The 26,491-nt window shown below is 64.9% G+C and carries 31 protein-coding genes; 17 read left to right on the forward strand and 14 right to left on the reverse strand.

All coding sequences use genetic code 11. The features are described 5' to 3' along the window. Window positions 1-10: 10 nt before the first annotated feature. Window positions 11-1,012 (forward strand): hypothetical protein, encoded by a 1,002-nt coding sequence (locus tag AAEO60_RS00420; protein WP_341671668.1) that lies wholly within the window; start codon window positions 11-13, stop codon window positions 1,010-1,012. Here AAEO60_RS00420 and AAEO60_RS00425 read toward each other — a convergent pair. From AAEO60_RS00425 to AAEO60_RS00440, 4 genes are all read right to left on the reverse strand, one after another. Then, entirely contained in the window at window positions 1,009-1,200 is a 192-nt protein-coding gene (locus tag AAEO60_RS00425; protein ID WP_341671669.1) for a helix-turn-helix transcriptional regulator, read from the reverse strand. The two genes, AAEO60_RS00420 and AAEO60_RS00425, sit on opposite strands and share 4 nt — an antisense overlap. Further along, window positions 1,197-1,622 carry a hypothetical protein gene (locus tag AAEO60_RS00430; protein WP_341671670.1) on the reverse strand — a complete coding sequence of 142 codons (426 nt, stop codon included), beginning with the start codon at window positions 1,620-1,622 and terminating at the stop codon, window positions 1,197-1,199. Before AAEO60_RS00430 ends, AAEO60_RS00425 begins: the two co-directional genes overlap by 4 nt. Continuing rightward, window positions 1,619-1,813 (reverse strand): hypothetical protein, encoded by a 195-nt coding sequence (locus AAEO60_RS00435; protein ID WP_341671671.1) that lies wholly within the window; start codon window positions 1,811-1,813, stop codon window positions 1,619-1,621. The genes AAEO60_RS00430 and AAEO60_RS00435 overlap by 4 nt, the downstream gene beginning before the upstream one ends. A gap of 209 nt (window positions 1,814-2,022) precedes the next feature. Further along, window positions 2,023-4,110: a TonB-dependent receptor gene (locus tag AAEO60_RS00440; RefSeq protein WP_341671672.1), complete on the reverse strand. Its 2,088-nt coding sequence runs from the start codon at window positions 4,108-4,110 to the stop codon at window positions 2,023-2,025. 91 nt (window positions 4,111-4,201) lie between these two features. Here AAEO60_RS00440 and AAEO60_RS00445 point away from each other — a divergent pair, with 91 nt between their 5' ends. Continuing rightward, entirely contained in the window at window positions 4,202-5,374 is a 1,173-nt protein-coding gene (locus AAEO60_RS00445) for a winged helix-turn-helix domain-containing protein (protein ID WP_341671673.1), read from the forward strand. A 231-nt stretch (window positions 5,375-5,605) separates the two neighbouring features. After that, window positions 5,606-7,567, forward strand: a complete 1,962-nt coding sequence (gene ftsH / locus AAEO60_RS00450; protein WP_341671674.1) for an ATP-dependent zinc metalloprotease FtsH — start codon at window positions 5,606-5,608, stop codon at window positions 7,565-7,567. A gap of 72 nt (window positions 7,568-7,639) precedes the next feature. Here the strand turns inward: ftsH and AAEO60_RS00455 are convergent, their stop codons facing one another. After that, window positions 7,640-8,818, reverse strand: a complete 1,179-nt coding sequence (locus tag AAEO60_RS00455; protein ID WP_341671675.1) for a DUF3667 domain-containing protein — start codon at window positions 8,816-8,818, stop codon at window positions 7,640-7,642. A 107-nt stretch (window positions 8,819-8,925) separates the two neighbouring features. On the opposite strand from AAEO60_RS00455, the gene AAEO60_RS00460 reads away from it, so the two are divergent. Then, window positions 8,926-9,735 carry a sterol desaturase family protein gene (locus AAEO60_RS00460; RefSeq protein WP_341671676.1) on the forward strand — a complete coding sequence of 270 codons (810 nt, stop codon included), beginning with the start codon at window positions 8,926-8,928 and terminating at the stop codon, window positions 9,733-9,735. Between the two features lie 2 nt (window positions 9,736-9,737). Here the strand turns inward: AAEO60_RS00460 and AAEO60_RS00465 are convergent, their stop codons facing one another. Together AAEO60_RS00465 and rpoZ are read right to left on the reverse strand one after the other, a co-directional pair. Continuing rightward, window positions 9,738-10,466: a ParA family protein gene (locus AAEO60_RS00465; RefSeq protein WP_341671677.1), complete on the reverse strand. Its 729-nt coding sequence runs from the start codon at window positions 10,464-10,466 to the stop codon at window positions 9,738-9,740. 131 nt (window positions 10,467-10,597) lie between these two features. After that, entirely contained in the window at window positions 10,598-10,942 is a 345-nt protein-coding gene (gene rpoZ / locus AAEO60_RS00470; RefSeq protein ID WP_341671678.1) for a DNA-directed RNA polymerase subunit omega, read from the reverse strand. A gap of 143 nt (window positions 10,943-11,085) precedes the next feature. Here rpoZ and AAEO60_RS00475 point away from each other — a divergent pair, with 143 nt between their 5' ends. Further along, on the forward strand, window positions 11,086-11,634 hold the full coding sequence (locus AAEO60_RS00475) for a hypothetical protein (protein WP_341671679.1): 549 nt from the start codon (window positions 11,086-11,088) through the stop codon (window positions 11,632-11,634). 3 nt (window positions 11,635-11,637) lie between these two features. On the opposite strand, the gene AAEO60_RS00480 is transcribed toward AAEO60_RS00475, so the two are convergent. Further along, complete coding sequence (locus AAEO60_RS00480) at window positions 11,638-13,158, reverse strand: replicative DNA helicase (RefSeq protein WP_341671680.1); 1,521 nt, start codon at window positions 13,156-13,158, stop codon at window positions 11,638-11,640. 148 nt (window positions 13,159-13,306) lie between these two features. Between AAEO60_RS00480 and AAEO60_RS00485 the strand changes: the two genes are divergently transcribed. Together AAEO60_RS00485 and AAEO60_RS00490 are read left to right on the forward strand one after the other, a co-directional pair. Then, window positions 13,307-13,798, forward strand: a complete 492-nt coding sequence (locus AAEO60_RS00485; RefSeq protein WP_341671681.1) for a UPF0262 family protein — start codon at window positions 13,307-13,309, stop codon at window positions 13,796-13,798. Between the two features lie 28 nt (window positions 13,799-13,826). Then, the gene (locus AAEO60_RS00490) at window positions 13,827-14,525 is read left to right on the forward strand and encodes a glycoside hydrolase family 25 protein (RefSeq protein ID WP_341671682.1); all 699 of its coding nucleotides are present in this window, start codon (window positions 13,827-13,829) and stop codon (window positions 14,523-14,525) included. Between the two features lie 6 nt (window positions 14,526-14,531). On the opposite strand, the gene AAEO60_RS00495 is transcribed toward AAEO60_RS00490, so the two are convergent. Together AAEO60_RS00495 and AAEO60_RS00500 are read right to left on the reverse strand one after the other, a co-directional pair. After that, window positions 14,532-15,677, reverse strand: coding sequence for a M14 family metallopeptidase (locus AAEO60_RS00495; protein WP_341671683.1), 1,146 nt, complete (start codon window positions 15,675-15,677; stop codon window positions 14,532-14,534). After that, window positions 15,674-16,270, reverse strand: coding sequence for a DUF4136 domain-containing protein (locus tag AAEO60_RS00500; protein WP_341671684.1), 597 nt, complete (start codon window positions 16,268-16,270; stop codon window positions 15,674-15,676). The genes AAEO60_RS00495 and AAEO60_RS00500 overlap by 4 nt, the downstream gene beginning before the upstream one ends. A 92-nt stretch (window positions 16,271-16,362) precedes the next feature. Here AAEO60_RS00500 and galE point away from each other — a divergent pair, with 92 nt between their 5' ends. From galE to AAEO60_RS00515, 3 genes are all read left to right on the forward strand, one after another. Further along, window positions 16,363-17,370: a UDP-glucose 4-epimerase GalE gene (galE, locus tag AAEO60_RS00505; RefSeq protein ID WP_341671685.1), complete on the forward strand. Its 1,008-nt coding sequence runs from the start codon at window positions 16,363-16,365 to the stop codon at window positions 17,368-17,370. 88 nt (window positions 17,371-17,458) lie between these two features. Further along, window positions 17,459-17,584 (forward strand): type B 50S ribosomal protein L36, encoded by a 126-nt coding sequence (ykgO, locus tag AAEO60_RS00510; protein WP_007165381.1) that lies wholly within the window; start codon window positions 17,459-17,461, stop codon window positions 17,582-17,584. Window positions 17,585-17,653: 69 nt separating this feature from the next. Continuing rightward, window positions 17,654-18,277, forward strand: coding sequence for an HAD family hydrolase (locus AAEO60_RS00515; protein WP_341671686.1), 624 nt, complete (start codon window positions 17,654-17,656; stop codon window positions 18,275-18,277). Window positions 18,278-18,355: 78 nt separating this feature from the next. Here AAEO60_RS00515 and AAEO60_RS00520 read toward each other — a convergent pair whose 3' ends face one another. After that, complete coding sequence (locus AAEO60_RS00520; protein ID WP_341671687.1) at window positions 18,356-18,667, reverse strand: DUF8200 family protein; 312 nt, start codon at window positions 18,665-18,667, stop codon at window positions 18,356-18,358. Between the two features lie 182 nt (window positions 18,668-18,849). On the opposite strand from AAEO60_RS00520, the gene AAEO60_RS00525 reads away from it, so the two are divergent. Then, the gene (locus tag AAEO60_RS00525; protein WP_423970038.1) at window positions 18,850-19,356 is read left to right on the forward strand and encodes a winged helix-turn-helix transcriptional regulator; all 507 of its coding nucleotides are present in this window, start codon (window positions 18,850-18,852) and stop codon (window positions 19,354-19,356) included. On the opposite strand, the gene AAEO60_RS00530 is transcribed toward AAEO60_RS00525, so the two are convergent. From AAEO60_RS00530 to AAEO60_RS00540, 3 genes are read right to left on the reverse strand one after another with little or no spacing between them, the layout of a single operon-like run. Beyond that, a complete protein-coding gene (locus AAEO60_RS00530) occupies window positions 19,353-20,018 on the reverse strand; it encodes a cyclic nucleotide-binding domain-containing protein (protein ID WP_341671689.1) in 666 nt (221 codons plus the stop codon). The genes AAEO60_RS00525 and AAEO60_RS00530 overlap by 4 nt on opposite strands. A gap of 36 nt (window positions 20,019-20,054) precedes the next feature. Continuing rightward, complete coding sequence (locus AAEO60_RS00535) at window positions 20,055-20,615, reverse strand: manganese efflux pump MntP (protein ID WP_341671690.1); 561 nt, start codon at window positions 20,613-20,615, stop codon at window positions 20,055-20,057. A 44-nt stretch (window positions 20,616-20,659) separates the two neighbouring features. Continuing rightward, window positions 20,660-22,156 carry a YifB family Mg chelatase-like AAA ATPase gene (locus tag AAEO60_RS00540; RefSeq protein WP_341671691.1) on the reverse strand — a complete coding sequence of 499 codons (1,497 nt, stop codon included), beginning with the start codon at window positions 22,154-22,156 and terminating at the stop codon, window positions 20,660-20,662. A gap of 125 nt (window positions 22,157-22,281) precedes the next feature. Between AAEO60_RS00540 and AAEO60_RS00545 the strand changes: the two genes are divergently transcribed. The 6 genes from AAEO60_RS00545 (at window position 22,282) to yihA (ending at window position 26,406) form a co-directional block, all read left to right on the forward strand. Next, the gene (locus AAEO60_RS00545) at window positions 22,282-23,043 is read left to right on the forward strand and encodes an alpha/beta hydrolase (protein WP_341671692.1); all 762 of its coding nucleotides are present in this window, start codon (window positions 22,282-22,284) and stop codon (window positions 23,041-23,043) included. A gap of 69 nt (window positions 23,044-23,112) precedes the next feature. Continuing rightward, the gene (gene rpmH, locus AAEO60_RS00550; RefSeq protein WP_341671693.1) at window positions 23,113-23,247 is read left to right on the forward strand and encodes a 50S ribosomal protein L34; all 135 of its coding nucleotides are present in this window, start codon (window positions 23,113-23,115) and stop codon (window positions 23,245-23,247) included. 154 nt (window positions 23,248-23,401) lie between these two features. Then, window positions 23,402-23,773, forward strand: coding sequence for a ribonuclease P protein component (gene rnpA / locus AAEO60_RS00555; RefSeq protein ID WP_341671694.1), 372 nt, complete (start codon window positions 23,402-23,404; stop codon window positions 23,771-23,773). Next, a complete protein-coding gene (gene yidD, locus AAEO60_RS00560; protein WP_341671695.1) occupies window positions 23,770-23,997 on the forward strand; it encodes a membrane protein insertion efficiency factor YidD in 228 nt (75 codons plus the stop codon). Before rnpA ends, yidD begins: the two co-directional genes overlap by 4 nt. Before the next feature lie 19 nt (window positions 23,998-24,016). After that, the gene (gene yidC / locus AAEO60_RS00565; RefSeq protein ID WP_341671696.1) at window positions 24,017-25,768 is read left to right on the forward strand and encodes a membrane protein insertase YidC; all 1,752 of its coding nucleotides are present in this window, start codon (window positions 24,017-24,019) and stop codon (window positions 25,766-25,768) included. After that, entirely contained in the window at window positions 25,765-26,406 is a 642-nt protein-coding gene (yihA, locus tag AAEO60_RS00570) for a ribosome biogenesis GTP-binding protein YihA/YsxC (RefSeq protein WP_341671697.1), read from the forward strand. The genes yidC and yihA overlap by 4 nt, the downstream gene beginning before the upstream one ends. Window positions 26,407-26,491: the final 85 nt, after the last annotated feature.

A 26,491-nucleotide genomic window follows, 5' to 3' on the forward strand; every position in this document is an offset into this window, starting at 1 on the left:
CCGCTTCCCGATGCCAGACCCCTCCGAAATAGCAGCGGACCCGCGTTGGCTTCCGCACCGTATCGATGCAGGCCAGCGGCGCGTGCAATTCGTGCGGATCGAGCGCGCGCGTTTGGCAGAACCGGCCTTCCTTGCCGATATCGACGCCGATTCGGCGGCGGAACAGGCTTGGCTCTCGTTCGACGATGTGATGGCGCTGGAGCCTGTCACCGGGCCGCTGCACTTCATCTTCCACACTGCTTTCTGCCGCTCCACCCTGCTCGTGCGGGCGCTGGAAATGCCGGGCGTTGCGGCTGGACTGAGCGAACCGGCGATTATCGCGCAGCTCTACAATGCCGGGGCGTCCGCGCAGCCCCTGATCAAGCCCGTGCTGGACCTTTTGTCACGGCCCTGGGCGGAAGGCGAAGCGGTGTTTGTGAAGCCCACCAACCACGCCAACATGCTGATACCGGCCTTGTTGGCCGCGCGCCCCGATGCCAGCGCCTTGTTGATGACCAATCCCCTGGCCGGGTTCCTCAAGTCGGTCGCGCGGCGCGGCCTGCTGGGCAGGCGATGGGGACGCCAGCTCTATCTCGAGCTGATGGGATATGCCGGCATGGACCTGGGCATGGACGCACGCGAACAGTTCTCGATGACGGATATGCAGGCGGCGGGCCTCGCCTGGTTCCTCTCCCAGCGCTGGTTCGCCATGCAGCAGGAGCAGTTCGGCAAGGCGCGGTTGCGGGTGCTCGATGGCGACCGGTTCGATGGCGAGCGGGCCGAAACCATTGCGCGGGTGTTCGAACATGCTGGCCACGCTTTCGATGCGGCGCACATCGAAAGCGTGGTTGGCGGGCCGCTGTTCAGCAAGCATGCGAAGCTGGGCAGCGATTTCGCTGACGGCGAAGCGCAAGGTTCCGGCGTCAATGCTGCCCCGGTGCCGGATGAGGAGATTGGCCAGGTCCGGCAATGGGTGGAGATGATCGCACGGCAAGCCGGCGTGACCGTGCCCTTGCCGCAAGACCTGGCCTAGTCGCGCAGGAAAATCTCCTCGATCGCCAGTCCGAAGACGTCGGCGATGCGGAAGGCCAGCGGCAGGCTGGGGTCGTACTTGCCGGTCTCGATGGCGTTGACGCTCTGGCGCGAAACCTCGAGCGCGTCTGCCAGCTGCTGCTGGCTCCATTCGCGCTCGGCCCGCAGGACGCGCAGGCGGTTCTTCATGAGCACTCCCCGAAAGAGCCCATGGTGATCTTGTTGTAGATCGCCCCGATGCCAAGGCCGAAGCACCAGATGGTCGGCCACCAGAAGGCGCGGATATGCGGCACGGGCAGGTAGGTTTCGAGGAAGCCCCAGATCGCCGCCGCGGTCAGCGCCAGGCCGGTCGCGACCATCATCTGGCGCACGTAGAGCATGCGGAAGAACTCGTCGCGCTCCTCCACGATCAGGCGGACGAAAATCCAGAATATGGCAGCAAAGGAAAGGCCGGGCAGGGCAGCCAGCACATAGGCCGGCCACCCTGTCATGCCGCGATCCTCGATCAGGATCTCGGCGGCGAAGAGCGAGCCGAGATAGATGGCGAGCGCGATGGAAATCCGGACGAGATAGCGCAGCTTTTCCGGCTTGGCGCGGTTGGCAAAGCTCATTGCTGTTCTCCGCTGCGGACAAGCGGGCAGGGCAGGCAGCCGCCTCGGCCGCGCAAGGTGAGGATGGCCATCACCGGCAGGACGATGATGAGCGTCCTGGTCATATCCCCCGACAGCAGGCCGGCATTCCCGGCGAGCGAAACGGCAAGGATAAGTGCTGCCCATCCCAGCGCCTTGATGATGCTTTTCATGTCAAGCTCCTTTGATCTGATGTAAAGGAAGCTAGACATCGTTGTTGCTTGTGTCAAGCAGAGTTGACAAAGTGATTGCCTCGCTTGACTTTCGTCCGCATAAACCATTGGCTAGAAAGGAAAAGCCCCGCCTGCACCATGCGGCAGGCGGGGCTTCGGGGGTCAGGCTGGCAGCGCCCGCAATGCGCTGCCAGCCTGCGGGGGACGAATCAGAAGCGGCGGGATACCCCCACGCGCAGTTGGCGCGGTTCGACAATCCGGCTGTTGCGGCCCAGCACGCCTTCGGCGGGTTCGCCGGGGAAGCGGGTCTCGTAATAATAGTCGATATCGTCGTCGTCAGAATCGAACAGGTTGAGCACCTCCGCGTGGAATTCGAAGCCACCGAAATTCTCGGGCGTCCAGGCGATACGGACATTGGCAAGCAGCGTGCTGGCGCCGCGCTGCGAGTTGTCCTCGATCAGTGCGTGGGGGCCGAGATAGCGCAGGCGGAAGGCAGCATTCACTTCGGGGAAGATCGCTGCCACGCCCAGTTCGCCGGAGCTTTCCAGCGCGCCGGGAACATAGTTCTGGCCATCGGGCAGGCCGGTGAAGCGCGCCGTGCTGCCGGTCCAGACCGCGTCTATCGCCAGCCAGTTATTCGGCTTGTAGAAGGCGGTCAGCTCGTAGCCGTGGCGGGTGCTGGGATCGCTCGGTTCGACCGCGCCCGAATCGCCGACGTAGATCAGCTCGCTCTCGATGCCCGACCACCAGTAGACCCCGGTGAAGATCAGGCCCCCGCGCTCGAAGCGGAGGCCGACTTCCTGGAAATCGCCTTCGATCAGGCCGGGAGCGGGATCGACGGGGTTGGTCACCCCGCGCGCGTCGTTGGAGTGGAAGCCCTCGCCGTAATTGGCATAGACCGCGATTCCGTCGACCAGCTCGTAGTTGGCGCCGATCTTCACGCCCAGGGCGTCGTCCGAAACATCGCCGGACCAGCTGACCGGGCCTTCGAGCGCGCGCGTCTCGAAATTGTACCAGTCGTTGCGGACGCCGCCGATGATCATCAGCCGGTCGATGGGGCGCCATTCGAATTCGCCGTACAGGCCCAGCGACGCTTCATCGACGGCGAAGGCGCCGACAGTGAATTCCTTCACCCCTTCAATGGTCTCGTCGAGGCCGACGCGCGAGATATCGTCGTAGCGTCCTTCCGCCCCGGCGCGCAGCACCAGCCGGTCGCCGACTTCGCGGGTGTGCTCGATCCGCCCGCCATAGGTCCACAGCGCGTCGTACTGGCGCAGTTGGTCGCCGTTCACCGGGTCTTCGAGGAAGTAGGTGAAGTTCGACAGCAGGCTCCAGTCGTAGTGCTGGACATAGCCGGTGACGCGCCAGTTCTCGGACTGGTAGTTGGCGGTCAGGATCTGCCGCTCGGTGTAGCCGGTAAGGCTGTCCTCCAGCGAGCAGAAGCGATCCTCGCACAAGGGCGTGCCGACCAAGCGTTCGGGCAGTTGCTCGGTGGGATTCCAGCTTGCGTCATAGATATTGAGCGAGACCTGGAAATCGCCCTCTCCCAGTGGCGCGGAGTACTTCAGCAGGCCCATGTAGCCGGTGAAGTCCTCGGGCAGTTCCCACGGCCCGTCGTTGAGCTTCACCTGCCCCAGCGCCAGCAGATCGCCGGAGCCGACCGCCACCGAACCGCCTGCGACGAAGCGGCGATAGCCGAACGAGCCGACTTCGGCAGTGGCGAAGGGCTGCAAGGTGTCGACCGTGGTCACCATGCTCGAGCCGACGAAGCTGAAATCGCCGGCATCGGCGCGGTAGGGTCCTTTGCGGTAATCGACCCGCGCCACGCTTTCGGGGATCAGGCCGTTGACGTCGAGATAGCCCTGGCCATGGCCGTGGGTGCGGAAGTTCATCGGCATGTCGTCGATGTAGAGCGACAGGTCGGTGCCGTGGTCGAGGTTGAAGCCGCGCAGGAAAAACTGGTTGGCCTTGCCGCCGCCGGAATGCTGGGTGGCGATCAGGCCCGGGGTTGCCTCCAGCAATTCGCCGGGCCGCAGGAACGGGCGCACTTCGATATCCGCGCCGGCAACGCCGCCTTCGCTGGCCGCGCCCGCCGTGCCGATGCGGCGTTCGCCGCGGCCGAAGACGTAGATGATGTTCCCCGTCGCCTCGTCGCGCACGACGTTGAACTGCTCGGCATCGCTCGTTCCGGCTTCGTCCGTCGAGGCTTGTTCCTCCGCGTCCTGGCCGAGGGCAGGGGTGGCGAAGAGCAAGGCGCTGGCCGACGCCAGCAAGGTAGTTCCAAAGGGGCTTTTCATCTGGTCCGTTTTCTGATTGGTCAAAGTCAATCAGGGGGATGACCGGTGCGCGCTCGCCACGCACCGTAAATTACGGTAATCGGCACGTTACATGGACGTTACAGGTCAATTCGAAGCGGAAATCGCGCGCTTGCACGCGGCAGAAGTGCCTGGCGCAAGCGGGCGCCTGCGCGACCTGTTCGATTTCCTCGCCGCCCGCGGCCCGGATGCCGAGAGCGCCTCGCAGGAAGAGATTGCCCGTGAGGTATTCGGCCAGGTCGAAGCCGATGCCGACGATGCAACGGTGCGGGTTTACGTCCACCGGCTGCGCAAGAAGCTGGATGATCATTACGCCGCACGTGGCGATGCGGCAGGTGAACCGAGGATCGAGCTGCCCTCGGGCATCTACGCGCTGCGGCTGGACGCGGGGCAGGCTGCCCCACCGCCAGCGGTGGAGACGTCTAGACAGTGGCCGTTCTCGCCCCGCATCGCGGTTGCGGCAATCGGCCTGATAATGGTGGCGGCGGTGCTGTGGGGCATGACCATGTCCTCCGCCCGCAACGCCATCTGGCAACCGATTATCGATTCCGACCGGCCCGTGCTGCTCGTGCTGGGCGACTACTACATCTACGGCGAGATCGACCCGGTGCGGCCCGAGCAGAGCCGCCTGATCCGCGACTTTCGCGTCGATTCCGAAGCCGAGCTCGCCGCAATGATGGAAGCCGAACCGGATCGCTACGGCTATGCCGAAGACGTGGGGCTGACGTACCTGCCGGTAGCTACTGCCTACGGCATGCAGCAGGTAATCCCGGTGCTCGCCGAAGCGGGCAAGGACGTCACCGTGATCGCCTCCAGCGAACTCGAACCGGACATGCTCAACCGCTACGACGTGGTCTATGTCGGCCTGCTGTCGGGCATGGGGCTGCTGGAGGAAGGCGTCTTTGCCGGCAGCAGCCTGCGCGTGGGCGAAAGCTATGACGAGCTGGTGGACCGCGAAAGCGGCCAGACCTGGACCAGCGACGAGGCACGCACGCTCGCCTCGCCCGCCTTCTATCGTGACTATGCCTACGTCAGCGCCTTCACCGCCCGCACCGGGGCGCGGGTGGTGGTGATTGCCAGCGAACGCGAAACCGGCCTGCGCGGCATCAGCCCGATCGTGGCGGGTGACCTCGATGGCGAACTGGCGGAGGTGGCTGATGGCGAGGCATTCGAGGCGCTGGTGCAGGTGACCGGCCAGCAGGGCGCTGACCTCGATGACCGCGTGATCCTCGCCCGTACGCGCTAGACTTTCCTACAGGTCGTGCGCGGGTCCATTGGTCCCGCCATGTCGAAACCCGCAGAAAACCACGCTTCCTGCCCGCCTTGGCGGCCGAGCACTGCCCTCGCGCAGTTTTGCCACAGGACACTGTCACACCTGTAACACCTTGCCCCTGAGACCTCGCCCAAAGCCTGTACCGCGTTAGCTTGCCATTCACCCGGCGCATCCTACATTGGCCTTTCGAAAGGATCCTGCGCAATGAGTGACAATCGCGAGCCAGAAGACAACGGCGGAGGCGGCAACCCCTGGGTGAAAAGCCTGCTTGTCTGGGGTGGCATCTTCCTGGCCCTGTTGCTGGCGGTGACCATGTTCGGCGGCCCGCGCGAGCCCGCCGGAACGCCGATCCTCTATTCCGATTTCAAGGACAAGGTGGCCGAAGGCAGCGTCGACAGCGTCGTCATCGCCTCCGACCGCATTACCGGTGTGCTCAAGAACGACGAACGTTTCTCGACCACGCCTGTCCCCGATCCCAACCTGACGACCCAGCTCGAAGCGGCCGGTGTCGACTACTCCGGCACCACGCCCGAACAGACCCCGCTGCTGCTGGTGGTGCTGATCCAGGCGCTGCCCTTCCTGCTGATCCTGGGTATCGCCTTCTTTGCCTTGCGACAGGTGCAGAAAGGCGGAGGGTCGGGAGCCATGGGCTTCGGCAAATCCAAGGCCAAGATGCTCACCGAGAAGCAGGGCCGCGTCACCTTCGAGGACGTGGCCGGCATCGACGAAGCGCGCGAGGAGCTGCAGGAAATCGTCGAGTTCCTGAGGGACCCGCAGCGCTTCTCCAAGCTCGGCGGCCAGATCCCCAAGGGCGCGCTGCTGGTGGGCTCGCCCGGTACCGGCAAGACGCTGCTGGCCCGCGCCATCGCGGGTGAGGCGCGCGTGCCCTTCTTCACCATCTCGGGCTCCGACTTCGTCGAGATGTTCGTCGGCGTCGGCGCCAGCCGCGTGCGCGACATGTTCGAGCAGGCGAAGAAGAACGCGCCCTGCATCGTCTTCATCGACGAGATCGACGCCGTGGGTCGCCATCGCGGCAACGGCATCGGCAATTCCAACGACGAACGCGAGCAGACGCTGAACCAGCTGCTGGTGGAGATGGACGGCTTCGAAGCCAACGAAGGCATCATCATCATCGCTGCCACCAACCGTCCCGACGTGCTGGACCCGGCACTCCTGCGTCCCGGCCGTTTCGACCGCCAGGTGGTGGTACCGATCCCCGATATCGATGGGCGCGAGAAGATCCTGGCGGTGCACATGAAGAAGGTGCCGCTGGCACCTGACGTGAACCCGCGTACGATCGCCCGCGGCACCCCCGGCTTCTCCGGCGCGGACCTTGCCAACCTCGTCAACGAAGCTGCCCTGCTGGCCGCGCGCCGCAACAAGCGGCTGGTCGCCATGCAGGAGTTCGAGGACGCCAAGGACAAGGTGATGATGGGCACCGAGCGCAAGTCCATGGTGATGACCGAGGACGAGAAGAAGATGACCGCCTATCACGAGGCCGGTCACGCGCTCGTCTCGCTCAACGAGCCCGCGTCGGACCCGATCCACAAGGCCACCATCATCCCGCGCGGTCGTGCGCTGGGCATGGTGATGCGCCTGCCCGAACGCGACAACTATTCGTACCACCGCGACAAGATGCACGCGAACCTGGCCGTGGCCATGGGTGGCCGCGTCGCCGAAGAGATCATCTTCGGCCACGACAAGGTCAGCTCGGGCGCATCGGGCGATATCCAGTATGCCACCGACCTTGCTCGCAACATGGTCACCAAGTGGGGCATGTCGGACAAGCTCGGCCCGCTGCAGTACGAGCAGAGCCAGGAAGGCTATCTCGGCATGGGCCAGACCACCCGGACGATGGCCGGTGCGGAGACCAACAAGCTGATTGATGCCGAGATCAAGGACCTGGTCGAAAAGGGCCTCAAGCGCGCTACCGACGTGCTGACCGAGAAGGAGGACAAGCTCCACCTGCTCGCCCAGGCCCTGCTGGAATACGAGACGCTGACCGGTGACGAGATCAACCAGCTGATGGAAGACGGCAAGATCGACCGTCCGGATGCGCCGAGCGGCCCGATCCCGGTGCAGCCGTCGCAGGGCTCGCTGGTGCCCAAGGCCGGCAAGCGCTTCGGCGGCGGCCCGGAATCGAGTGAGGCACCGCAAGGCGCCTAGGCCTTTCCTACAGCACGAAAACACGGAAGGGCGGTGCAGCGATGCGCCGCCCTTTGTCGTTCCGAGTAGGGCTCAGAACAGGCCGAGCAGCAACAGGACCTGGATGAACAGGAAGACGATGACCCAGATGAACAGGCTCAGCATCATCAGGCGCCAGAAGGCCGAGAAACGGCGCAGCTGGTAGGCGCCGCGCAGCTGCTTGTAGAGGTGGATCGGCGGGATGATCAGCACGGCGGTGATGAGGAAGCCGAAGGGGACACCGACCTGGCCGAGCACCGATGCCAGGATGAACAGCAGCGTCATGAAGCTGAGCGAGTAGGTGACGAAGATGGCGTGGTCGTAGCCGCGGAAGCGGCGCTTCCAGAAGAACAGCAGCCAGACGAAGGGGATCGAGATCGGGATCAGCAGCCAGGAGAACTTGTAGGCGTTTGCCTGCAACTTGTAGAGCATCAGGCTGGGGTTATCGCGCCACTTGTGGATCACCGTGTCGAGCCAGCCGACGCCGGTGTCGCTGCCCGCCAGATCGGAGAAATCCGCCCGGACGATAGAGGCCTGGTCGCTGATGTCGCCGCCAGCCACGACCCCGACCTGGCCGGTGTCTTCTTCCTGCCCCGCGTCGATTCCTTCGGCGGAGCCGTCAGCAGCCGCGTCGCTCACGCCCTCTTCGTCTGCAATGCCGGTACCCAAGACCAGTTGGTTGAGCAGAGCCATCTCGTTTTCCAGCTCTGCCCGTTCCGCCGGGGAGAGATCGTCGGTTGCAAGTCGCTCCTGCAGCCTCTCGATCTCGGCGCGGGCATTGGCCCGGGCATCGGCGATGTTGCTCTCGACCGCTTCGCCGCCGGGCAGGTCCGTCGGTGCGGTGAAGCCGACCATCTGGAACACGGCGAACATCAGGAACACGCCGAACAGGAACAACGCCATCGGAGATACGAAGCGGGCGCGTTCGCCTTCGACATAGCGGCGGGTCAGCGCGCCGGGCTTGAACGCGAGCATGGGCAGGGTTCGCCAGAGCTTGCCTTCAAGATGCAGCGCACCATGCAGCAGATCGTGCCCGAATGCGCCGATCGTGCGGTGGATATGGCCTTGCTGCCCGCAGGCATGGCAATAGGCGCCTTCCAGCTTGGTGCCGCAGTTGAGGCAATTCTCGGGCTGGTTGGGGTGAGGCTCCTTGGCCCCGGAATCGGGTTCCAGCGCCCGCGACAACAGCCCGCCTTCGACTACCGAACCCACGCCGCCGAGAATTTCGCTCATGCCCTGACCCCTGTTTGGAGCGCCCATGTTATCGGCGGCTATGGTGCAGTGCAATGACGTGCGCCTTCGGCGCGGGGCCACTTGAGTTGCCGTGGCGACAGGGCCACATGGAACGGATGGACATGCCTGCCATCGACGCGCCGCTCTTGGGCCTGCTGGTGATGGCTGGCGCTTTCGTCCTGCTTGCCTTGCTCGAGCTGGCACTGCCCTTCCGCCGCGCCAGCCAGGCCAAGGGCAAGCGCTGGTTTGCCAACCTCGCCCTCTTCGCCGTGGACACGCTGGCGGTGCGCCTGTTGCTGCCGCTGGCCATGGTCGGCATGGCCATGCTGGCAGCAGAGCGCGGCTGGGGCCTGTTCAACATGGTGGAGGTGCCGTCGTGGCTCGCGTTCGCTGTAACCGTGCTGGCGCTGGACCTGGCGATCTTCCTGCAGCACTGGGCGACGCACCGCGTGCCGCTGCTGTGGCGGCTGCACCGCGTCCACCACACGGACCGCGACTTCGACGTGGCCACGGCGGCGCGTTTTCACCCGGTCGAGATCGTGCTGTCGACGGCCTACAAGGGCGCCGTGGTCGCGGCACTGGGTGCTCCGGTCTTCGCGGTCTTCGTGTTCGAAACGGGCTTTGCCGTGTTGACCTTGTGGACGCATGCCAATCTGTCCCTGCCGTCCGGCCTCGAGCGCGTGGTGCGCTGGTTTGTGGTCACGCCGACCATGCACCGCGTCCACCACTCCGAACGCCAGCCGGAGACCGACAGCAATTACGGCACTTTCCTGTCCGGCTGGGACCGGCTGTTCGGCACCTACAACGCGCGGGCGCAAGAGCCGCAGGAGACCATGCCCATCGGTCTCGGTGAATGGCGCGGGGACCAGACGGCGCGACTCGGCTTCAGCCTGCTGCTGCCGTTCCGCAAGGACTAGCCTCAGCGCTTGGTGAGCTTGCGCTCGATCGCGGCCCACAGCTGCCCGAACCCGCGCGCGGAAGGGCTGCTCGGCGCGAAGGCGCCCACCGGCTGGTGCCGCACGGCGCATTGTTCGACCGCGCTGGACAGCGGGATCACCGGCCAGTTGGGGTTCGCCTCGCGCGCGGCCTTGTGCAGGTTGCGGCGCATGTCGATCATCGACAGCACCGGCAGGATTGGCGGGTGGACCTTGGCGTGGGTCTTGATCTCGCGCACCACCAGGTCGAAGGCGCGGGTCGACAGCGGCGAGGGCGGCAGCGGTACGATCACCAGGTCGGCAGCGCGCATCACCTGGGCGCTGATCTGGCCGAGCGCGGGCGGACAGTCGAGAATGATCCGCTCGTACTTCTTCGACAAGGCCTGCGTCAGCTTGAGGAGCTGCTTGCGCTTGCCGATGCGGGCAAAGACCGAATCGAGTTCACGCAGGCTGTCATCGGAGGGCAGCAGGTGCAGTCGGTCATAGCCGCTGTTCACGATCGCCTGCCCGGGCTTCACGTCGCGCGCAAAGACAGAACGGGCCCGCTTGCCGTCGGGTTCGATCCCGTACAGGAAGCCTGCGCCGCCCGCGACGTCGAGGTCCCACAACAGCGTCTTGCGGCATGAAATCGTGGCGGCGCACCAGGCAAGGTTAGCCGCTATCGTCGTTTTCCCGACGCCGCCCTTGGCGCTGTAGACTGCAATGACTGCCATCGAGGGCAAGCTATCATGTGCCGGGGCGCCCTGTGCAACCGTGTGACCTCTTCCGTGCCGTCGTGGGGCAAAACAAAAGGGCCGCGCCTCGCGGCGCAGCCCCTTGGTTTTCCAGTCAAACGACTTGGCGATCAGCCGTCGTAGTCGGCACCGATCGAGGTCGAGCGGGTCGGAGCGGCGGCCGAAAGGCGCATGGCCTCGGCCGACTGGCTCAGCGAACCGATGTCGTCGGCTTCGTCTTCTTCGTCCGGCAGGATGGTCTGCAGCGACTGCACCAGCGATTCCTGCAGGTGCTTGGGCTTGATCGTCTGTTCGGCGATCTCGCGCAGGGCAACGACCGGGTTCTTGTCGCGATCGCGGTCGATGGTCAGCTCGGCGCCGCCCGAAATCTCGCGCGCACGCTGGGCAGCGAGCAGGACGAGGTCGAAACGGTTGGGAACTTTGTCGACGCAATCTTCGACGGTAACGCGCGCCATGGGACACTCCAATCAAACAGGTTGTGCGGAAATCCGAAAGGCGCACCTAGGTGGCAGGTCCGCAAAAGTCAAGATTTTCGCGCGCGGCAGGCCGCCGGCGACCATGAGTTGGAAACCTGGCCGCGCCCAGGCGTTGATCAGGCATGATCAAGCTAATTGCCTCGCTGTCCGTCCTGTCCCTTGCTGCCTGTTCCGCCGAACCCGCGGCCCCCGCGGTCGATGATGTCGAGGAACCGGATGCACCGAGTGTCGAGCGGACGGATTCGCGAATCGAAGATGAAGCGCCGCCCATGCCGCCAGCCAGCCTAGGATTGCAGCCGCTGTCGCAGGTCGAGATCGCCGTCGGCAATCTTGGCGGCGAACTGGGATGCGTATTCTCGCGTGAGCCGACCGGCGAGGCGCTATTCATTGCCACCAGTGTAGAGCAAGGCACGGAGCCCGCGCGCGGCCTGTTCAAGACCGGCAGCGAGACGATCCGGGTCGCTCACGAAGGGACGGGTTTTGCGGCCTTGTCCCAAGGCGGCAGCTTCACTGCCGAAGATACCGAACTGGTAATCGTACGCCTTGCTGCTGAACCGCTTGTCGCAGAGCCGCCCGTTGCCCCTGAAGCCCCGCTATATCGAGCGCGGTTGAGCATCGATCACCTCGGCGACATGGCAACCGAGCAAGGCTTCTGGCGCTGCGGGCCGTGACGCCTATTCGAACCCGTAGTCCGAATAGTCCTTCATGTTGGGCGAAGTGAACTTGGTGAACTCGCTCTGGAACAGCAGCGGGACGTTGCCGGTGGAGCCGTGGCGCTGCTTGGCGACGATCAGCGTCGCCTTGTTGCGCAGCTCGAGGTAGCGGTCTTCCCAGACGCGGTACTTCTCCTTTTCGGCTTCCGAGCTGGTCTCGCTCGGCATGTCGGGACGCAGGGCCTCGTGATAGTAGTCGCCGCGATAGATGAACCAGACCATGTCGGCATCCTGCTCGATCGAGCCCGATTCGCGCAGGTCGGAAAGCATGGGGCGCTTGTCCTCGCGCTGCTCCACCGCACGGCTGAGCTGCGACAGGGCGATCACCGGCACGTTGAGTTCCTTGGCCAATGTCTTCAGGCCGCGGCTGATCTCGGAAATCTCGTTCACGCGGTTGTCCTGCGCGCGACCGGAACCTTGCAGCAGCTGCAGGTAGTCGACCACGATCAGGCCGATATCATGACGCCGCTTCAGCCGCCGCGCACGGGTGCGCAGGCCGGAGATCGACAGTGCCGGCGTATCGTCGATGTACAGCGGCAGGTTCGCCAGCTTTTGCGAGGCGGCGGCCAGCTCATGGAATTCCTCGCGCTTGAGCTTGCCCGAGCGCAGGGCCTCGGACGAGATCTCTGCCTGTTCGGCAAGGATACGCGTGGCCAGCTGGTCGCTCGACATTTCGAGGCTGAAGAAGGCCACGGGTGCGCCGTAATTGTGCTGTCCGCCGTCCTGCTGCCAGCGCATGTGCTCTTCGGCGCAGTTGAAGGCGATGTTGGTGGCGAGCGAGGTCTTGCCCATGCCGGGACGCCCGGCGAGGATGATGAGATCGGAACTGTGCAGGCCGGCGGTCTTGTTGTCGATGGTGGCAAGGCCGGTGGTCTTGCCGGACAGGCCGCCGCCCGAATTCATTGCCGCTTCGACCAGCCGGATCGCTTCCATCGAGGCGCTGCGGAAGGCGACGCCGGCCTTCTCGCTGGTGGCGCCTTCGGCGACTTCGAACAGGCGGGCCTCGGCGTTCTCGATCTGGGTCTGCGGGCGCACGTCCTCGCTGGTGTCGAGCGCGCCCTCAACCAGTTCGCGGCCCACGCCGACCAGTTCGCGCAGCAGGGCGAGGTCGTAGATCTGCTGGGCCAGTTCGCGCGGGGCGAGCAGGCCCTGGCCGTCCGCCGTCAGCTGCGCGAGATAGCCCGTGCCGCCGAGCTCGGCGAGTGCCTCGTCGCCTTCGAAATGGGGCTTGAGCGTGACCGGCGTTACCACCATCTGGCGGTCCACCAGGGTCACGATCCGGTCGTAGATGCGCGCATGGATGGGGGCGAAGAAGTGCGCGGCGCGCAGCTCCACCGGCAATTCCTCCAGTACGCGGTTGTCGATCAGTGCGGCGCCCAGGAAGGCGGCTTCCGCCTCCAGGTTCGCCGGCAGGGAGCGACCCTTCGGGGTATCGCTGGAGGTCTTGCTGTCTTTGAGGATCAGGAGGTCTTGGTCGGCCATCGCCCCCTGATGCTCCCCTGCCGGTCCGACCGCAAGATTGACATTGCCAAAGTTGCGGTTCGCGGCCTGTGGAAAGCGGGGAGAACACTTGTCGCGCGGCTTTTCGTGTTTGCCACGACACCCATGGCTGGGGCATCAGGGCCGCGCAATGTCCGCTGCTGACGACAACCGTATCGATGCCATCACGCTCGACGAAGCGACCGTCATCGCGCGCAATGAAGAGATCGAGCAGGAACGCGAGGTGGCCTTGCGCGACCTCGTCGAGGACAACCTCTTCAGGCCCTTGCGCGCGAGCAGCGATGGCCATGCGGGGCCGTGGCAGGTCCACCTCGAAGTGATTGATGGCATGCTGGCCTGGCACCTCAAGGACCGTGAGGGAGCAGCAGCGGGAACCATCGGCCTTGGGATGGCGCGCATGCGCCGTTCGATCCGCGACTACTTCGCCATCTGCGATTCGTATTACAAGGCCCTGCGGCGCGCCTCGGCGCAGGAGATCGAGACGATCGACATGGCTCGCCGCGCGATCCATGATCGCGGCACGCGGCACCTGCTCGATGCGCTCGAAGGCAAGGTCGAAACCGACTTTGAAACCGCGCGCCGCCTTTTCACGCTGATCTGCGTGCTGCATATCAAGGCCTGAATCACTTCACCTCTTTCACGGGTCGCTCATGGGTCGAAAGCGCAAAACCGTCTGGCGCTGGCGAATAGTCGCCTTGCTGCTGCTGGCAGCCATGCTGGCGGCTGGCTGGGGCTGGTGGGAAGCCATGCGCTGGCAGCCGGCGCGCGCCAGCTACCCGGTGCAGGGTGCGCTGGTAGGGGCCGCAGACGGCGCGGTAGACTTCAACGCCCTGCGCGCGACGGGGGCGGACTTCGTCTACCTCGAAGCCAGCAGCGGGGCGGGTGACCGGGACGCGAGCTTTCCGCGCAACCTCGCCATGGCCAGCGATGCCATGCTGCCGCACGGCGTGGTCCATGCCTATGACCCGTGCATTCCGGCAGAGCGGCAGGCGGCCAACTTCGTCACCATCGTGCCGCGCGATGCACGGATGCTGCCGCCCGCAATCGCGCTCGACAAGCTGGCCAGCGACTGCGGCGACCCGATCATCGAGGCGGGGCTGGAAAGCGAGCTGACCACCTTTATCAACCAGGTCGAGGGCCATACCGGCCAGCCGGTGGTCCTCAAGGTGTCGCGCACCTTCGAGGACGCCTACGGCATTGCCACGCGGATCGAGCGCAACCTGTGGCTGGAACGCGACTTCCTCGAGCCCGAATATGCCTTGCGCCCGTGGACGCTGTGGACCGCGACCACCCACCTGCGCGGAGAAAGCAGCGACAATGCCTTGCGCTGGGTGGTGGTCCAGCCCTGAGAAGACCTAGGCGTCCGCCCCGTCGAGCCACTCGACCAGTGCGGCAAGGCAGTCACGCGCAAGCATCTTGCAGCGTTCGGGGCTCCAGCCCTGCGCCTCGTCCGGCCACTCGTGGTTGTCCTTGTAGGGCATCTCGATGGTCATCGACATGGCGCCGAAGCGTTCGGCAACCTGCGTGGTGCTCATCGACAGGTTGCCCTTGCCGGGCGCGGACTTGGGATAGCCGAGCTTGGTCTGGAAATCGGGCGTGCGGCGGTCGAGCAGGCGCTCGTAGCGGTAGAACAGCTCGCCGCGTTCCTCGGTCCAGCCGGGGATGCCTTCGTAGCCCGCCAGGAAGACCGCCGGGATCGCCTCGTCACCGTGGACGTCCATGGCAACATCGACGCCAGTTTCGTCCATGGCATTGCGGATGGTGAGCACTTCCGGTGATTTCTCCGCCGTCGGAGTGTCCCATTCGCGGTTGAGGTTGGTGCCCACGGCATTGGTGCGCAGGTGGCCGCGAAAGCTGCCGTCGGGGTTGGCGTTGGGCACGACGTGCAAGCGGCACTTGTCGCGCAGCACGCGGCCGACGGTGTCGGTGGGATCGGTCAGCACTTCCAGCGCGCCTTCCATCCACCATTCGGCCTGCGTCTCGCCGGGATGCTGGCGTGCGTAGAGCCAGACCTGCGTGTCGCCGGTGCCCATTTCGAGGCAGTCGATCGGGCGGCCGTCGAGCGTTTCGCCGAGGCGGCGATGGGTCACGCCCTCGCTGGAGGCAGCTTCGGCGACGAGGTCGAAGTGGCGCTCCATCGAATAGGGGGCGAAATAGGCGAACCAGGCCATGTCGGAAGCGGGCGTGTAGCGCACGGTCATGGTGCCGTTGCCGGTCGCTTCATCGTAGGTGGTCTCGGCACGGCCCCAGAAGGCGCGGTCTTCGGACACGCAGCAGCGGTAGTCCGGCCAGCCGGCGGGATAGGCGCTTTCCTTCAGGTTGACGAAGGTCAGCACGACTTCGCGGCCAGCAGCGCCCGAGACCCGGAAGTGGAACCACTGGGCGAATTCGCTCATGTGGTCCTTGGGAATGCGCAGCGTCGCGCTGGCGCCGGAGACGGAAACGACCTCGATGTTGCCGCTGTCGAAAGCGGCATCGATTTTGATATCAGATGTAATCATTCGACCGCGATAGTCTCACCCGATGTTCCAGGAAACCCCGAAAACAGCGCCGATATAATTCTCGGAGCGGCCTGCGAGGCGGTGGCGAAGTCGCTGTTGGCGGTGGCGGTCATGGTGGCGCGGCCTTCCCACAGGTTCTGCCCGCCGTCGCCCGGTCGGATGGCAACCGCCACTTCGCGCTCGATCCGCTCGCTCGGCTGCCCGCCGAGGTTGAAGCCGATGCCGAGCCCGACGCCGGAGCCATAGGTGCCGGTCGATCCGCCAGCGCCAACGCTCACCGGGCTGCGGCGACCGGCTGGCGCCGAGACGTACTCGTCGACAGCGATCTGCGCGATCTGGCCGCCGTTCACGAGCACCACCCGGTAGCCGAGCCGTTCAAGCTCCATCCGCACGGCATCCTCATAGAAGCCGTACTCGATGCTCTCGGCATCGAGCCCCGGTGCGGGCACGATCTGGATGGTGCCTGCGCCCAGGAACCGGTCGCTCTGGCCGACGAAGCGCGTCACCTCGACCGGCGAGACGTAAGCGGGGGTGGCACAGCCTGCCAGCAACAGGCCGGCGGCAAGGGCGGGAAGGAAGAGGTGGTTTCGCATGGGCTCTCCAAGGCATGGCGTCCATGAATGACGCGTTGCTTATGTTCTTACCTTAATTGCCGTTTCACCCAAACATGCTAGGCGCGCGGGCCATGAGCGATAAATGCCATGTCCTTGTTACCGGCGGTGCCGGCTATATCGGCAGCCACGCCGTGCTGGCCCTGCGGGATACCGGTTGGCCGGTCTCGGTGATCGACAACCTCGTGACGGGTTTCCGCTTTGCCGTGCCTGACGGTGTGCCTTTCTATGAAGGCGACATTGCCGACGGCGAGCTGCTGGCGCGCATCTTTACCGAGCAGCAGATCGGCGCAGTGATGCACTTCGCCGGCAGCGTGGTGGTGCCCGAAAGCGTCGAGGAACCGCTCAAGTACTACGACAACAACACGGCGAAGAGCCGCGCATTGATCGAGGCAGTCGTGAAGGCGGGCGTGCCGCACGTGATCTTCAGCTCGACAGCGGCGACCTACGGCATTCCCGATGTCGCGGCAGTGACCGAGGATACGCCCAGAGCCCCGATCAACCCCTATGGCTGGTCGAAGCTGATGACCGAGCAGATGCTGGCCGACACGGCGGCAGCCCATGCGATGAACTACTGTGCGCTGCGCTATTTCAATGTTGCCGGGGCAGACCCGCAGGCGCGCAGCGGCCAGTCGACCGCCGGCGCGACGCACCTGATCAAGGTGGCGGTGGAAGCCGCGACCGGCCAGCGCGAGAGCGTTTCGGTCTATGGCACGGACTATGACACGCCCGACGGCACCGGCGTACGCGACTATATCCATGTGAGTGACCTGGCGGCGGCGCACGTGCTGGCGCTGGAGGCGCTGATCGAACAGCCGGAACGCTCGTTGACCATGAACTGCGGTTATGGCCGCGGCTTCTCCGTGCTCGAGGTGCTCGATGCCGTGGACCGGGTGACCAACCGCACGATCAACCGGGTCATGGCCCCGCGCCGCGCGGGCGATCCCGATTCGCTGATTTCGGACCCGTCGCGCATCAAGGCGACCCTGCCGTGGACGCCGCAACACGCCGATCTGGACGCAATTGTCGCCCATGCCGTCGCCTGGGAACGCAAACTGGCCGTGATACGCGGAGAAGGTTGACTTCATTTCCGGGCCGCACTATCCGCCCGCCTTGAAATTGCGGCATCGGAGCGCATCTCCGGTGCTGATTTTTTTTCGGGAAAAGACCATGAAGATCCGCAACAGCCTCAAGTCGCTGAAGAACCGCCATCGCGATTGCCGTGTGATTCGTCGTCGCGGTCGCACCTATGTGATCAACAAGACCAACCGCCGCTTCAAGGCCCGCCAGGGCTAATGCGCGCCGTGCCGCTTTCGCGCGGCACTGGTCTCTTGCAAAGCCCCCGCCACCACGGGGGCTTTTTGCATGTCTGAAGCGGGTTCGCCCAAGGCCGTCGTTTTCGACATTGGTCGGGTCATCGTCCGCTGGGACCTGCGCTACCTTTACGAAAAGCTGGTCGACGACGCGGATCAGCTCGACTGGTTCCTCGCCAATGTCGTCACCGAGGAGTGGCATCACGAGCAGGACGCAGGCCGTCCGCTCGCGGAGATGGTGCCCGAACGGATCGCGCTGTTTCCCGAACACGCTGACCTGATTCGCGCCTATGCGACCCGTTTCCGCGAAACCTACCCCGAACATGTTCCCGGCACGCTGGAGCTGATTGCGCGGCTGAAGGCGGCGCAGGTGCCGCTGTTTGCCCTGTCCAATTTCGGCCCTGATTTCTGGGACGAGTTCATCGCCAGCCAACCGGTGTTCGAGGGGTTCCGCGATATCGTGGTCTCGGGGCACGAGAATGTCGCCAAGCCTGATCCGGCGATCTTCGCCCTTGCCGAGGCGCGTTTCGGCTTTCCGCCGCAAGACCTGTTGTTCATCGACGACAAGGCGGAAAATATCGCCGCTGCCGTCGCGCGCGGCTGGCATGGCCATGTCTTCACCGGGGCGGAGGCGCTCGAGGCCGCGCTGCTGCGCCTCGGTCTCCTCAGCGCCTAAAAAAAGGCCCCGGCGGATAAGCGCCGGAGCCTTCAGGAGTGTCCGCCGGATAATGGAGAGCGGCGGAGGGATGGACGATTAGCCGTTGCAGCGGGCTAGGCGTGCTTCCGCCAGGTCCTCGCCGCCGGCATTGAAACTGGTGATGGTGCCGACTTCGCGACGCAATTCCGAACAGACGCGCAGCGGGCGGGTGTTACTGCGCGGACCGACACAGGTCGTACCAGCGCAAGCAAACACCACGCCGCCGGCAATGACGCGTTCTTCGCTGGCCGGGGCTTCCAACTGCGCGGTGAAGTAGGCGCCATCGGGACGGGCCTGCAGCGCGACGGGAGCGAAGGTGCCGGTCAGGGCAAGCAAGGCGGCGAGCAGGGAGGTGGTGCGGCGAGTCATGCGAGGGCTCCTTTGACAAACTGGTAGGTTGCAGTTCAAGACTGGTTGCGAATCGCGACCTAAACTTCTAAGTTTCGATTCGCAACCCTTTCTCGCAAATATTTTTGGCTTTCCCGCGTTTGCCTGTAGGACGACGGGAGAGATGGACAATTCGTATGGGAATTAGAGAACCGTTACGTGAAATGAGCTGCGGCTTGCCGCATGCGCTGGAAGTGATGGGCGAACGCTGGTCGTTCCTCATCCTGCGCGCCGCTTTCAACGGGCTTTACCATTTCGAGGAATTTTCCAGCGAGCTGGGCATCGCCCGCAACATCCTGTCCAATCGCCTCGCGAACCTGGTCCAGCACGGGGTGCTGGAACGCACGCCGTGCGAGGCCGACCGCCGCAAGGTGGAATATCGTCTGACCGAAAAGGGCCTCGGCCTGCTGCCCGCCATGCTGGCACTGCGCCAGTGGGGCGAACGCTATGCCGAAGGCTTCAATGCCGGGCTGGTATTGGTCGATTGCCGCGATGGCCAGCCGGTGCAGCCGATCTCCATCCGTGCGCAGGATGGACGCGAACTGAGCTGGCACGAACTGGGCTGGCAGACACCCGACAAGGTCGGCCAGCCAGTCGACCGGCACAGCGGCGCCTACAGCAAGGATGGTTTTCCTGCAGAGCCGCCGGAAGAATCCGAGGAATGCTGCTAGGCCTGTACGGCTGGCTGCACGCTCTCGCCCAGCTTGCGGGCAAGGTCCTTGCCCAGCAGCGCCGTCAGGGCCGTACCGATTGCTGGCTTCTTGCGCCCAAGACGTTGCAGGTCCGCAGTCTCCCACGAGACATAGCGTGTGCCTTCGGGGGCCCGCACGGTGCCCGTGGCGGGGCCTTCAAGGACAAAGCCGATCTCGCCGATGAAGCGTCCATCGCTGACCGGGAAACGCGTACCGTCCTTCTCGATCAGCACGTCGCCATCGAGCACGTAGAATAGGCGGTCGGGCTGCACGCCGGCTTCGGTCAGCGTATCGCTGCCGTCGGACTGATGCCAGGTCGCACGCTTCAGCAATTTGCGGAACTCGCCCGGGGTGAGGGTGGAGAAGCCTTCGAACAGGCGCTTCTCGTCATCGCCGAGGCGGAAGGTCGTGCGCTCCAGCAGGATCATGAAGATCACCACCACGTTGGCACCGAGGAAGATCGTGCTGGTGACGATGGCATCCCACAGCGGCTCTGCCGGGTACCAGAAGTAATAACCCATGTAGAGCAGTGTCCCGAGCACCGAGAACCCGCGGATCAGGGCTTCGTCGCGGAACAGGAAGGCGATGACATAGACCACGGCCCCGGCGTGGAGCAGCAGTGCGGCGTTGAACCAGTCCATCGGATGTCCCCCCAGAATCCCCCGTGCAGCGTAACCCTACAGCCAACCGGTGTGTTCGGCCACGATCCTGATGCCGAGCCCGATCAGCACGAGGCCGCCGAACACTTCCGCGCGCTTGCCCAGCCGTGGTCCGACGCGGGCGGCGAACCAGTATGCCGGTACGCACAGCGCGGTCGTCACTGCGGCGATCACCAGGCAGGACAGCAGCGGCGGATAGCCGAACAGGTCGAGCGTCAGCCCGGCCGCGCCAGCGTCGATCGAGGTGGCAATGGCAGCTGCGAACAGCGCCTTGTAGGAATAGCTTGCGGGCGGCACGTCGTCATCGTCACCGTCATTGCCCAGCCCTTCGCGCAGCAACTGCACGCCGAGGAAGGCGAGCAGGGCAAAGGCGATCCAGTGGTCGAAAGCCTCGATATAGACGAGGAACAGGCTGCCCAGCGCCCAGCCGAGCATGGGCATCACGCCCTGCGCCACGCCGAAGGCCAGGCCGGTTTCCAATGCACGGCGGACCGAGTGCTGGCCTGCAGCACCGCGCACGAGCGAGACGGCGAAGGCATCCATGGCCAGTGCCAGCGACAGGAATAGCAGGGCAATCACGAATCAGTTCCCTAGGCTGACCTGCGCTACGAAGACAAATCCATTCACGCGCGTGGAGGCTGGCGGCGGTAGCTGAGCGCTTCGGCGACGTGGATCCGGCCCACCTCGTGGCTGCCTGCAAGGTCTGCAATCGTCCGCGCCACGCGCAGCATGCGGGTATAGCCGCGGGCGGAGAGCCGCATGGCTTCGGCGGCCTGCATCAGCAGCTTGCGGCCCGCGTCATCAGGCGTGGCATATTCTTCCAGCGCTTCGCCATCGAGTTCCGCGTTGCTGCGCACCCCGCGGGCTGTCTGTAACTTGCGGGCAGCAGCCACGCGGGCGGCGACTTCGGCGGAGCCTTCGGCAGGCGGCGGCAAGGAAAGGTCGGCAGCACTGACAGGGTCGACTTCGACATGCAGGTCGATCCGGTCGAGCATGGGGCCGCTCACCTTGCTCTGGTAATCGACCGCGCACTTGGGCGCGCGCGAGCAGGCCAGCGCCGGATCGCCCAGGTGTCCGCAGCGGCACGGGTTCATCGCCGCCACCAGCTGCACCCGGGCGGGATAAGCCACGTGGGCATTGGCGCGGGCGACGTCGACTTTGCCGGTCTCCAGCGGCTGGCGCAGCGAATCGAGCACGGCACGCTGGAATTCGGGCAATTCGTCGAGGAACAACACACCGAGGTGCGCGAGGCTGACTTCGCCCGGACGCACGCGCAGGCCGCCACCGGTCAGTGCAGCCATGCTGGCGGAATGGTGCGGTGCGCGGAAGGGACGCGTGCGGCTGATCTTGCCGCCTTCGAGCGTACCGGCGACCGAGGCCACCATGCTCACTTCCAGCGCTTCCGCCGGGGTCAGTGGCGGCAGGATGCCGGGCAGGCAGCTGGCCAACAGGCTCTTGCCCGCACCGGGCGGGCCATTCATCAGCAGGTTGTGTCCGCCCGCCGCCGCGATCTCGAGCGCGCGCTTGGCGGTTTCCTGACCCTTCACCTGCTTGAGGTCCGGCCCGTGGTGGGCGTCGTCGACCTCGCCCGGCTCGGGTTCGGCCAGCTCCGCCTTGCCGCCCAGGTGGGCGAGCAGGCTGACCAGGTCCGGCGCGGCGCAGACGCGGACGCCGCTGGCCCATCGCGCCTCCGGCCCTTGTGCCGCAGGACATATCAGCCCGAGTTCGTTCTCGCTCGCGTGCAGGGCTGCCAAGAGCACGCCCGGCGAGGGCACGATCCGGCCATCGAGTGCCAGTTCACCCACCGCCAGCCACTCGCTCAGCTCTTCGGCATCGACCACTCCCATGGCGCCCAACAGGGCCAGTGCAATGGGCAGGTCGTAGTGCGAGCCTTCCTTCGGCAGGTCGGCGGGCGAGAGGTTGATGGTAATCCGCTTGGGGGGTAATGACAGGCCCATGGCAGCCAGCGCCGACTGCACTCGCTCGCGGCTTTCGCCCACGGCCTTGTCGGGCAGCCCGACGATGGTGAAGCGCGGCATCCCGGCAGCCAGCTGGCACTGCACCTCCACCGAGCGTGCCTCCAGCCCCAGATAGGCCACCGTTTGCACCAGTGCTACCAAGCGGAATTCCCCTTTCCGCCAAGGTGATAGCGCACAGGCCGTCGGTGTCGAGGGGCATCACGGTTAACCGGCTCGAAACCCCATCTCTTCGCACTTCGGCAGGTGTGCGAGGGCGATGAGGGAGCATGCGCTGGAAACTGTCCCTCGTAGGAGCACTATTTGCCGTTTCGGTTGCGGGCGCGGCATCGCCTGCCGCTGCGCAGACGGTGACCGTGACCGAGGAATGGATCGTGGTCGAGGAAACGACCGCCAGCCGCTATGTCTCGCCCTTGCAGGAGCGTACCGAGCAGGCCGCCGTGGCCGCCTTTGGCCCGTTCCGCGTGATCGACGATCGGACCGCTGCGCTGGTCGGAGTTACCGATTCGCGCGCACCTTCGCAGTTTGCAGCCTTGCTGCAGCACTACCCGCAGGTCGGCGTGCTGGAATTCGTCGAAGCGCCCGGCACCCACGATGACCGTGCCAACCTGGCCTTGGGCAGGATGATTCGCGATCGCGGCATCGCCACCCGGGTCGAGAACGGCGGGTCGGTCCGCTCGGGCGCGGTCGAGCTCTTCCTCGCCGGTGCCACCCGCGAGATCGACCCCGCCAGCGAGTTCGCCGTCCACGGCTGGCTCGATGACTGGGGACGCGGGGCGGAGGACTATCCTGCCGGGGCGCCGGAGCACCGCCGTTACCTCGATTACTACGTCGAAATGGGCATGGACCGCGCCGAGGCGGAGGCCTTCTACGCCATGACCAATTCGGTGCCATTCGAAGATGCGCGCTGGCTGACCGGCGCTGAAATGCGTGGCTGGGTTGACGACCTGTCCGATGTCGCCGAAACGCCCGCAGCAGAAGGTGAGCGTCCACGCCTCGCTTATCTTGACTTGGCGCCGGTCCTTCAGTAAGCGCGCCATCACTGTGAGGCCGCCTCTCGTTTGGCGGCCCTTTTTATTCGATTTTCGAGGTACTGAACCATGAAGCGCACTTTCCAGCCGAGCAACCTTGTGCGCGCTCGTCGCCACGGTTTCTTCGCCCGCAAGGCCACTGTTGGTGGCCGCAAGGTGCTGCGCAACCGTCGTCGTCGCGGTCGCAACAAGCTCAGCGCCTGATCTTTGCGCTCGCGCCTCCGCGCGAGCGTCCTCGCTAGGCGCGCAGCGTAGCTGCGCCCGCTGCGGGTGGCCAGTCGGCCTTGCGGGTCCCTTTCGGGACCCGTTTTTGCGCCTGCCATCCACAAATGGCGACTGAGCCCCTATCTACCCCTTCATGACAATTTCCGTCCTCACCAAGCGCGCGGATTTCCTCGCGGCGAATCGGGGGCTGCGCAATGCGCGGCCGGGGTTCGTGCTGCTGACGCGGCCCAATGACGGGGCGGGGATTCGCTACGGCATCACCGTGACCAAGAAGATCGGCAATGCCGTTGTGCGCAACCGCATGAAGCGCCGCTTTCGCGAGCTGCTGCGCGCCGCCTTGCCCGAACACGGCCTGCCCGATCACGACCACGTGCTGATCGGCCGCGAGAGCGGGGTGGAGCGGGACTTTGCGCAAATGGCCAAGGAACTCGGCTACGTTCTGCAGGCCGCCGCCGAGGGCAAGGGCGACCCCGCCCGCCGGCCGCGCCGCGGAAGCAAGAAGTGAAGCGCCTGTTCATCCTGGTTGCGCGCGGCTGGCAGCTTGGCCCGAGCCGGATCCTGCCGCCAACCTGTCGTTACCAGCCATCGTGTAGCGCCTATGCCATCGAGGCACTGGAAAAGCATGGTGCAATCAGGGGTGGATGGCTGGCCGCCAAGCGTATAATGCGCTGCCATCCATGGGGGGGACACGGCTACGATCCCGTGCCCGAATCAACGCAAAACGATTAACCGCGACGGAATTTCGATCTTGGACAACCAGCGTAACCTTATTCTCGCCGTCGTGCTGAGCGCGCTCCTGCTGTTTGGGTGGGATTTCGCGATGCGGACCTTCTATCCGGAACCGGAAGTCGATCCCGCTACCGCCGCCAGCAGCGAAGGCGGGGCCACGCAGGTCGACGGCAGCGTGACGGACGACATGGTCGCCGCGGATGAACTGGTCGATGTCCAGACTGCGCTCGCTTCGGGCAACCGGGTCGACATCGATGCCCCTGAAATTCTCGGCTCGATCAACCTTGCCGGTGCACGCATCGACGATATCGAGCTGAAGACACACCGCCAGACGGTAGACGAAGACAGCGGCCCAGTGCAGCTGATGGCGCCGCGCAATACCGAAGGCCAGCACTTCGCCCGCTTCGACTGGGTCGGTGAAGGCGTGACCACGCCCGATGCGCAGACGGTGTGGACGGCCGAAGGCGGCGCGCTGACGCAGGACAGTCCCATCCGACTCACCTGGGACAATGGCGAAGGCCAGGTCTTCAGCCAGACCGTGTCGATCGACGACAAGTACATGCTGACGGTGGAGCAGAGCGTCACCAACAACGGCGAAGGCACCGTCGCCCTGGCACCGCGCGGGCTGATCAACCGCTCCAGCAGCAATGCCGACCCCAGCAATTTCAATGTCCACTCCGGCCCCATCGCCTATGCTGGCGATTCGGTCGACTTCGGCTGGGACTATGAAGACGTCGACGAGGCCGGCCAGCAGGCCAACCTCGATGGCCAGGTCGGCTGGATCGGCTTTACCGACATCTACTGGATGTCTGCGCTGATCCCCGGCGAAGGCGGCAGCCGCTCGTGGTTCTCGCCGCTGGGCAACGAGCAATATGCTGCCGTCGTGCTCTATGACGCGGTCAACGTGCCTGCGGGCGAAACCGTCAGCCGCACTACCCGTCTGTTCGCGGGCGCCAAGGAAAGCGCCGTGCTGGACGAATACCAGGAGGCGGGCGTCCAGAAGTTCGGCCTCGCCATCGACTGGGGCTGGTTCCGCTGGATTGCCTGGCCGATGTGGCAGGTGCTGATCTGGTTGTTCGGCATGGTCGGCAACTTCGGTTTCGCCATCATCGTGCTGACGCTGATCATCCGCTTGCTGCTGTTCCCCGTGGCGCAGAAGCAGTTCAAGTCCATGGCGCAGATGCGCGCCGTGCAGCCGAAGATGAAAGCGCTGCAGGACCGCTACAAGGACGACAAGGCGCAGCTGCAGCAGGAGATGGCCAAGCTCTACAAGGAAGAGAAGGTCAATCCGCTGGCGGGCTGCCTGCCGATCTTTATCCAGATCCCGATCTTCTTCGCGCTGTACAAGGTGCTGCGCCTGGCGATCGAGATGCGGCACGAGCCCTTCGTACTGTGGATCCGCGACCTTTCCGCGCCTGATCCCGCGACCATTCTCAACCTGTTCGGCCTGCTCGACTTCACCCCCGAGGGCTTCCTCGGCATCGGTGTGCTGGCGGTACTGCTGGGCTTTACCATGTGGCTGCAGTTCAAGCTGAACCCAGCGGCGATGGACCCGATGCAGCAGCAGATCTTCATGATCATGCCCTGGGTGCTGATGTTCGTCATGGCGCCGTTCGCAGCCGGCCTGCTGATCTACTGGATCAGCAATAACGTGTTGACGCTGGCGCAGCAGAAATACCTCTATGCGCGCAACCCGCAGCTGAAGGCGCTGATGGCGAAGGAGCGCGAGGAAAAGGCGCGCGCTGCAGAACGCGAAAAGGCCAGCGGGTGACCGAAGAAGAACAGGCTCTTGCCGACGAGGCCGCGCGGCTGTTTTCCGGCCGCGTCGAATTCCTGCTGTCAGCGCCGCAGCTGAAGTTCCTGCCTGATCCGGACTTTCCGGAAGTGGCCTTTGCCGGACGCTCCAACGTCGGCAAAAGCTCGCTAATCAATGCGCTGACCGGGCGGAAGGCAATTGCGCGTACCTCGGTAACGCCGGGGCGCACGCAGGAGCTCAACTTCTTCGAGGTGGGTGAGCCCACCCAGTTCCGCTTCGTCGACATGCCAGGCTACGGCTTTGCCAAGGCACCGGTGAAGGTGGTCGATAAGTGGAAGAAGCTGGTGCGCACCTTCTTGCGTGGACGTGTGCCACTGAAGCGCACGCTGGTCCTGGTCGACAGCCGTCACGGCCTGAAGGAAAGCGACCTCGAGATGATGACCATGCTCGACGAGGCTGCCGTGGGTTACCGCCTGGTGCTGACAAAGGCGGACAAGGTGAAGGCCAGCGAACTGGCGGCGGTCCACGAGAAGGTTGCTGCCGAAGCGCGCAAGCATCCAGCCGCTTTCCCGGTGATCCACCAGACCAGCTCGGAAAAGGGCATGGGTATAGTTGAGCTGCGGGCGGCAATCCTGTCAGACATTCGCGGCTAGGTCCGCAATTCCAGCAGCCTGTTTCCAGGCAACAAAAAAGGCGCCTTGCGGCGCCTTTTTCAATTCAGAAGCTGGTTCGACTTAG

It is taken from the genome of Aurantiacibacter gilvus (assembly GCF_038289935.1).
GTDB classification, from domain to species: domain Bacteria; phylum Pseudomonadota; class Alphaproteobacteria; order Sphingomonadales; family Sphingomonadaceae; genus Alteraurantiacibacter; species Alteraurantiacibacter gilvus.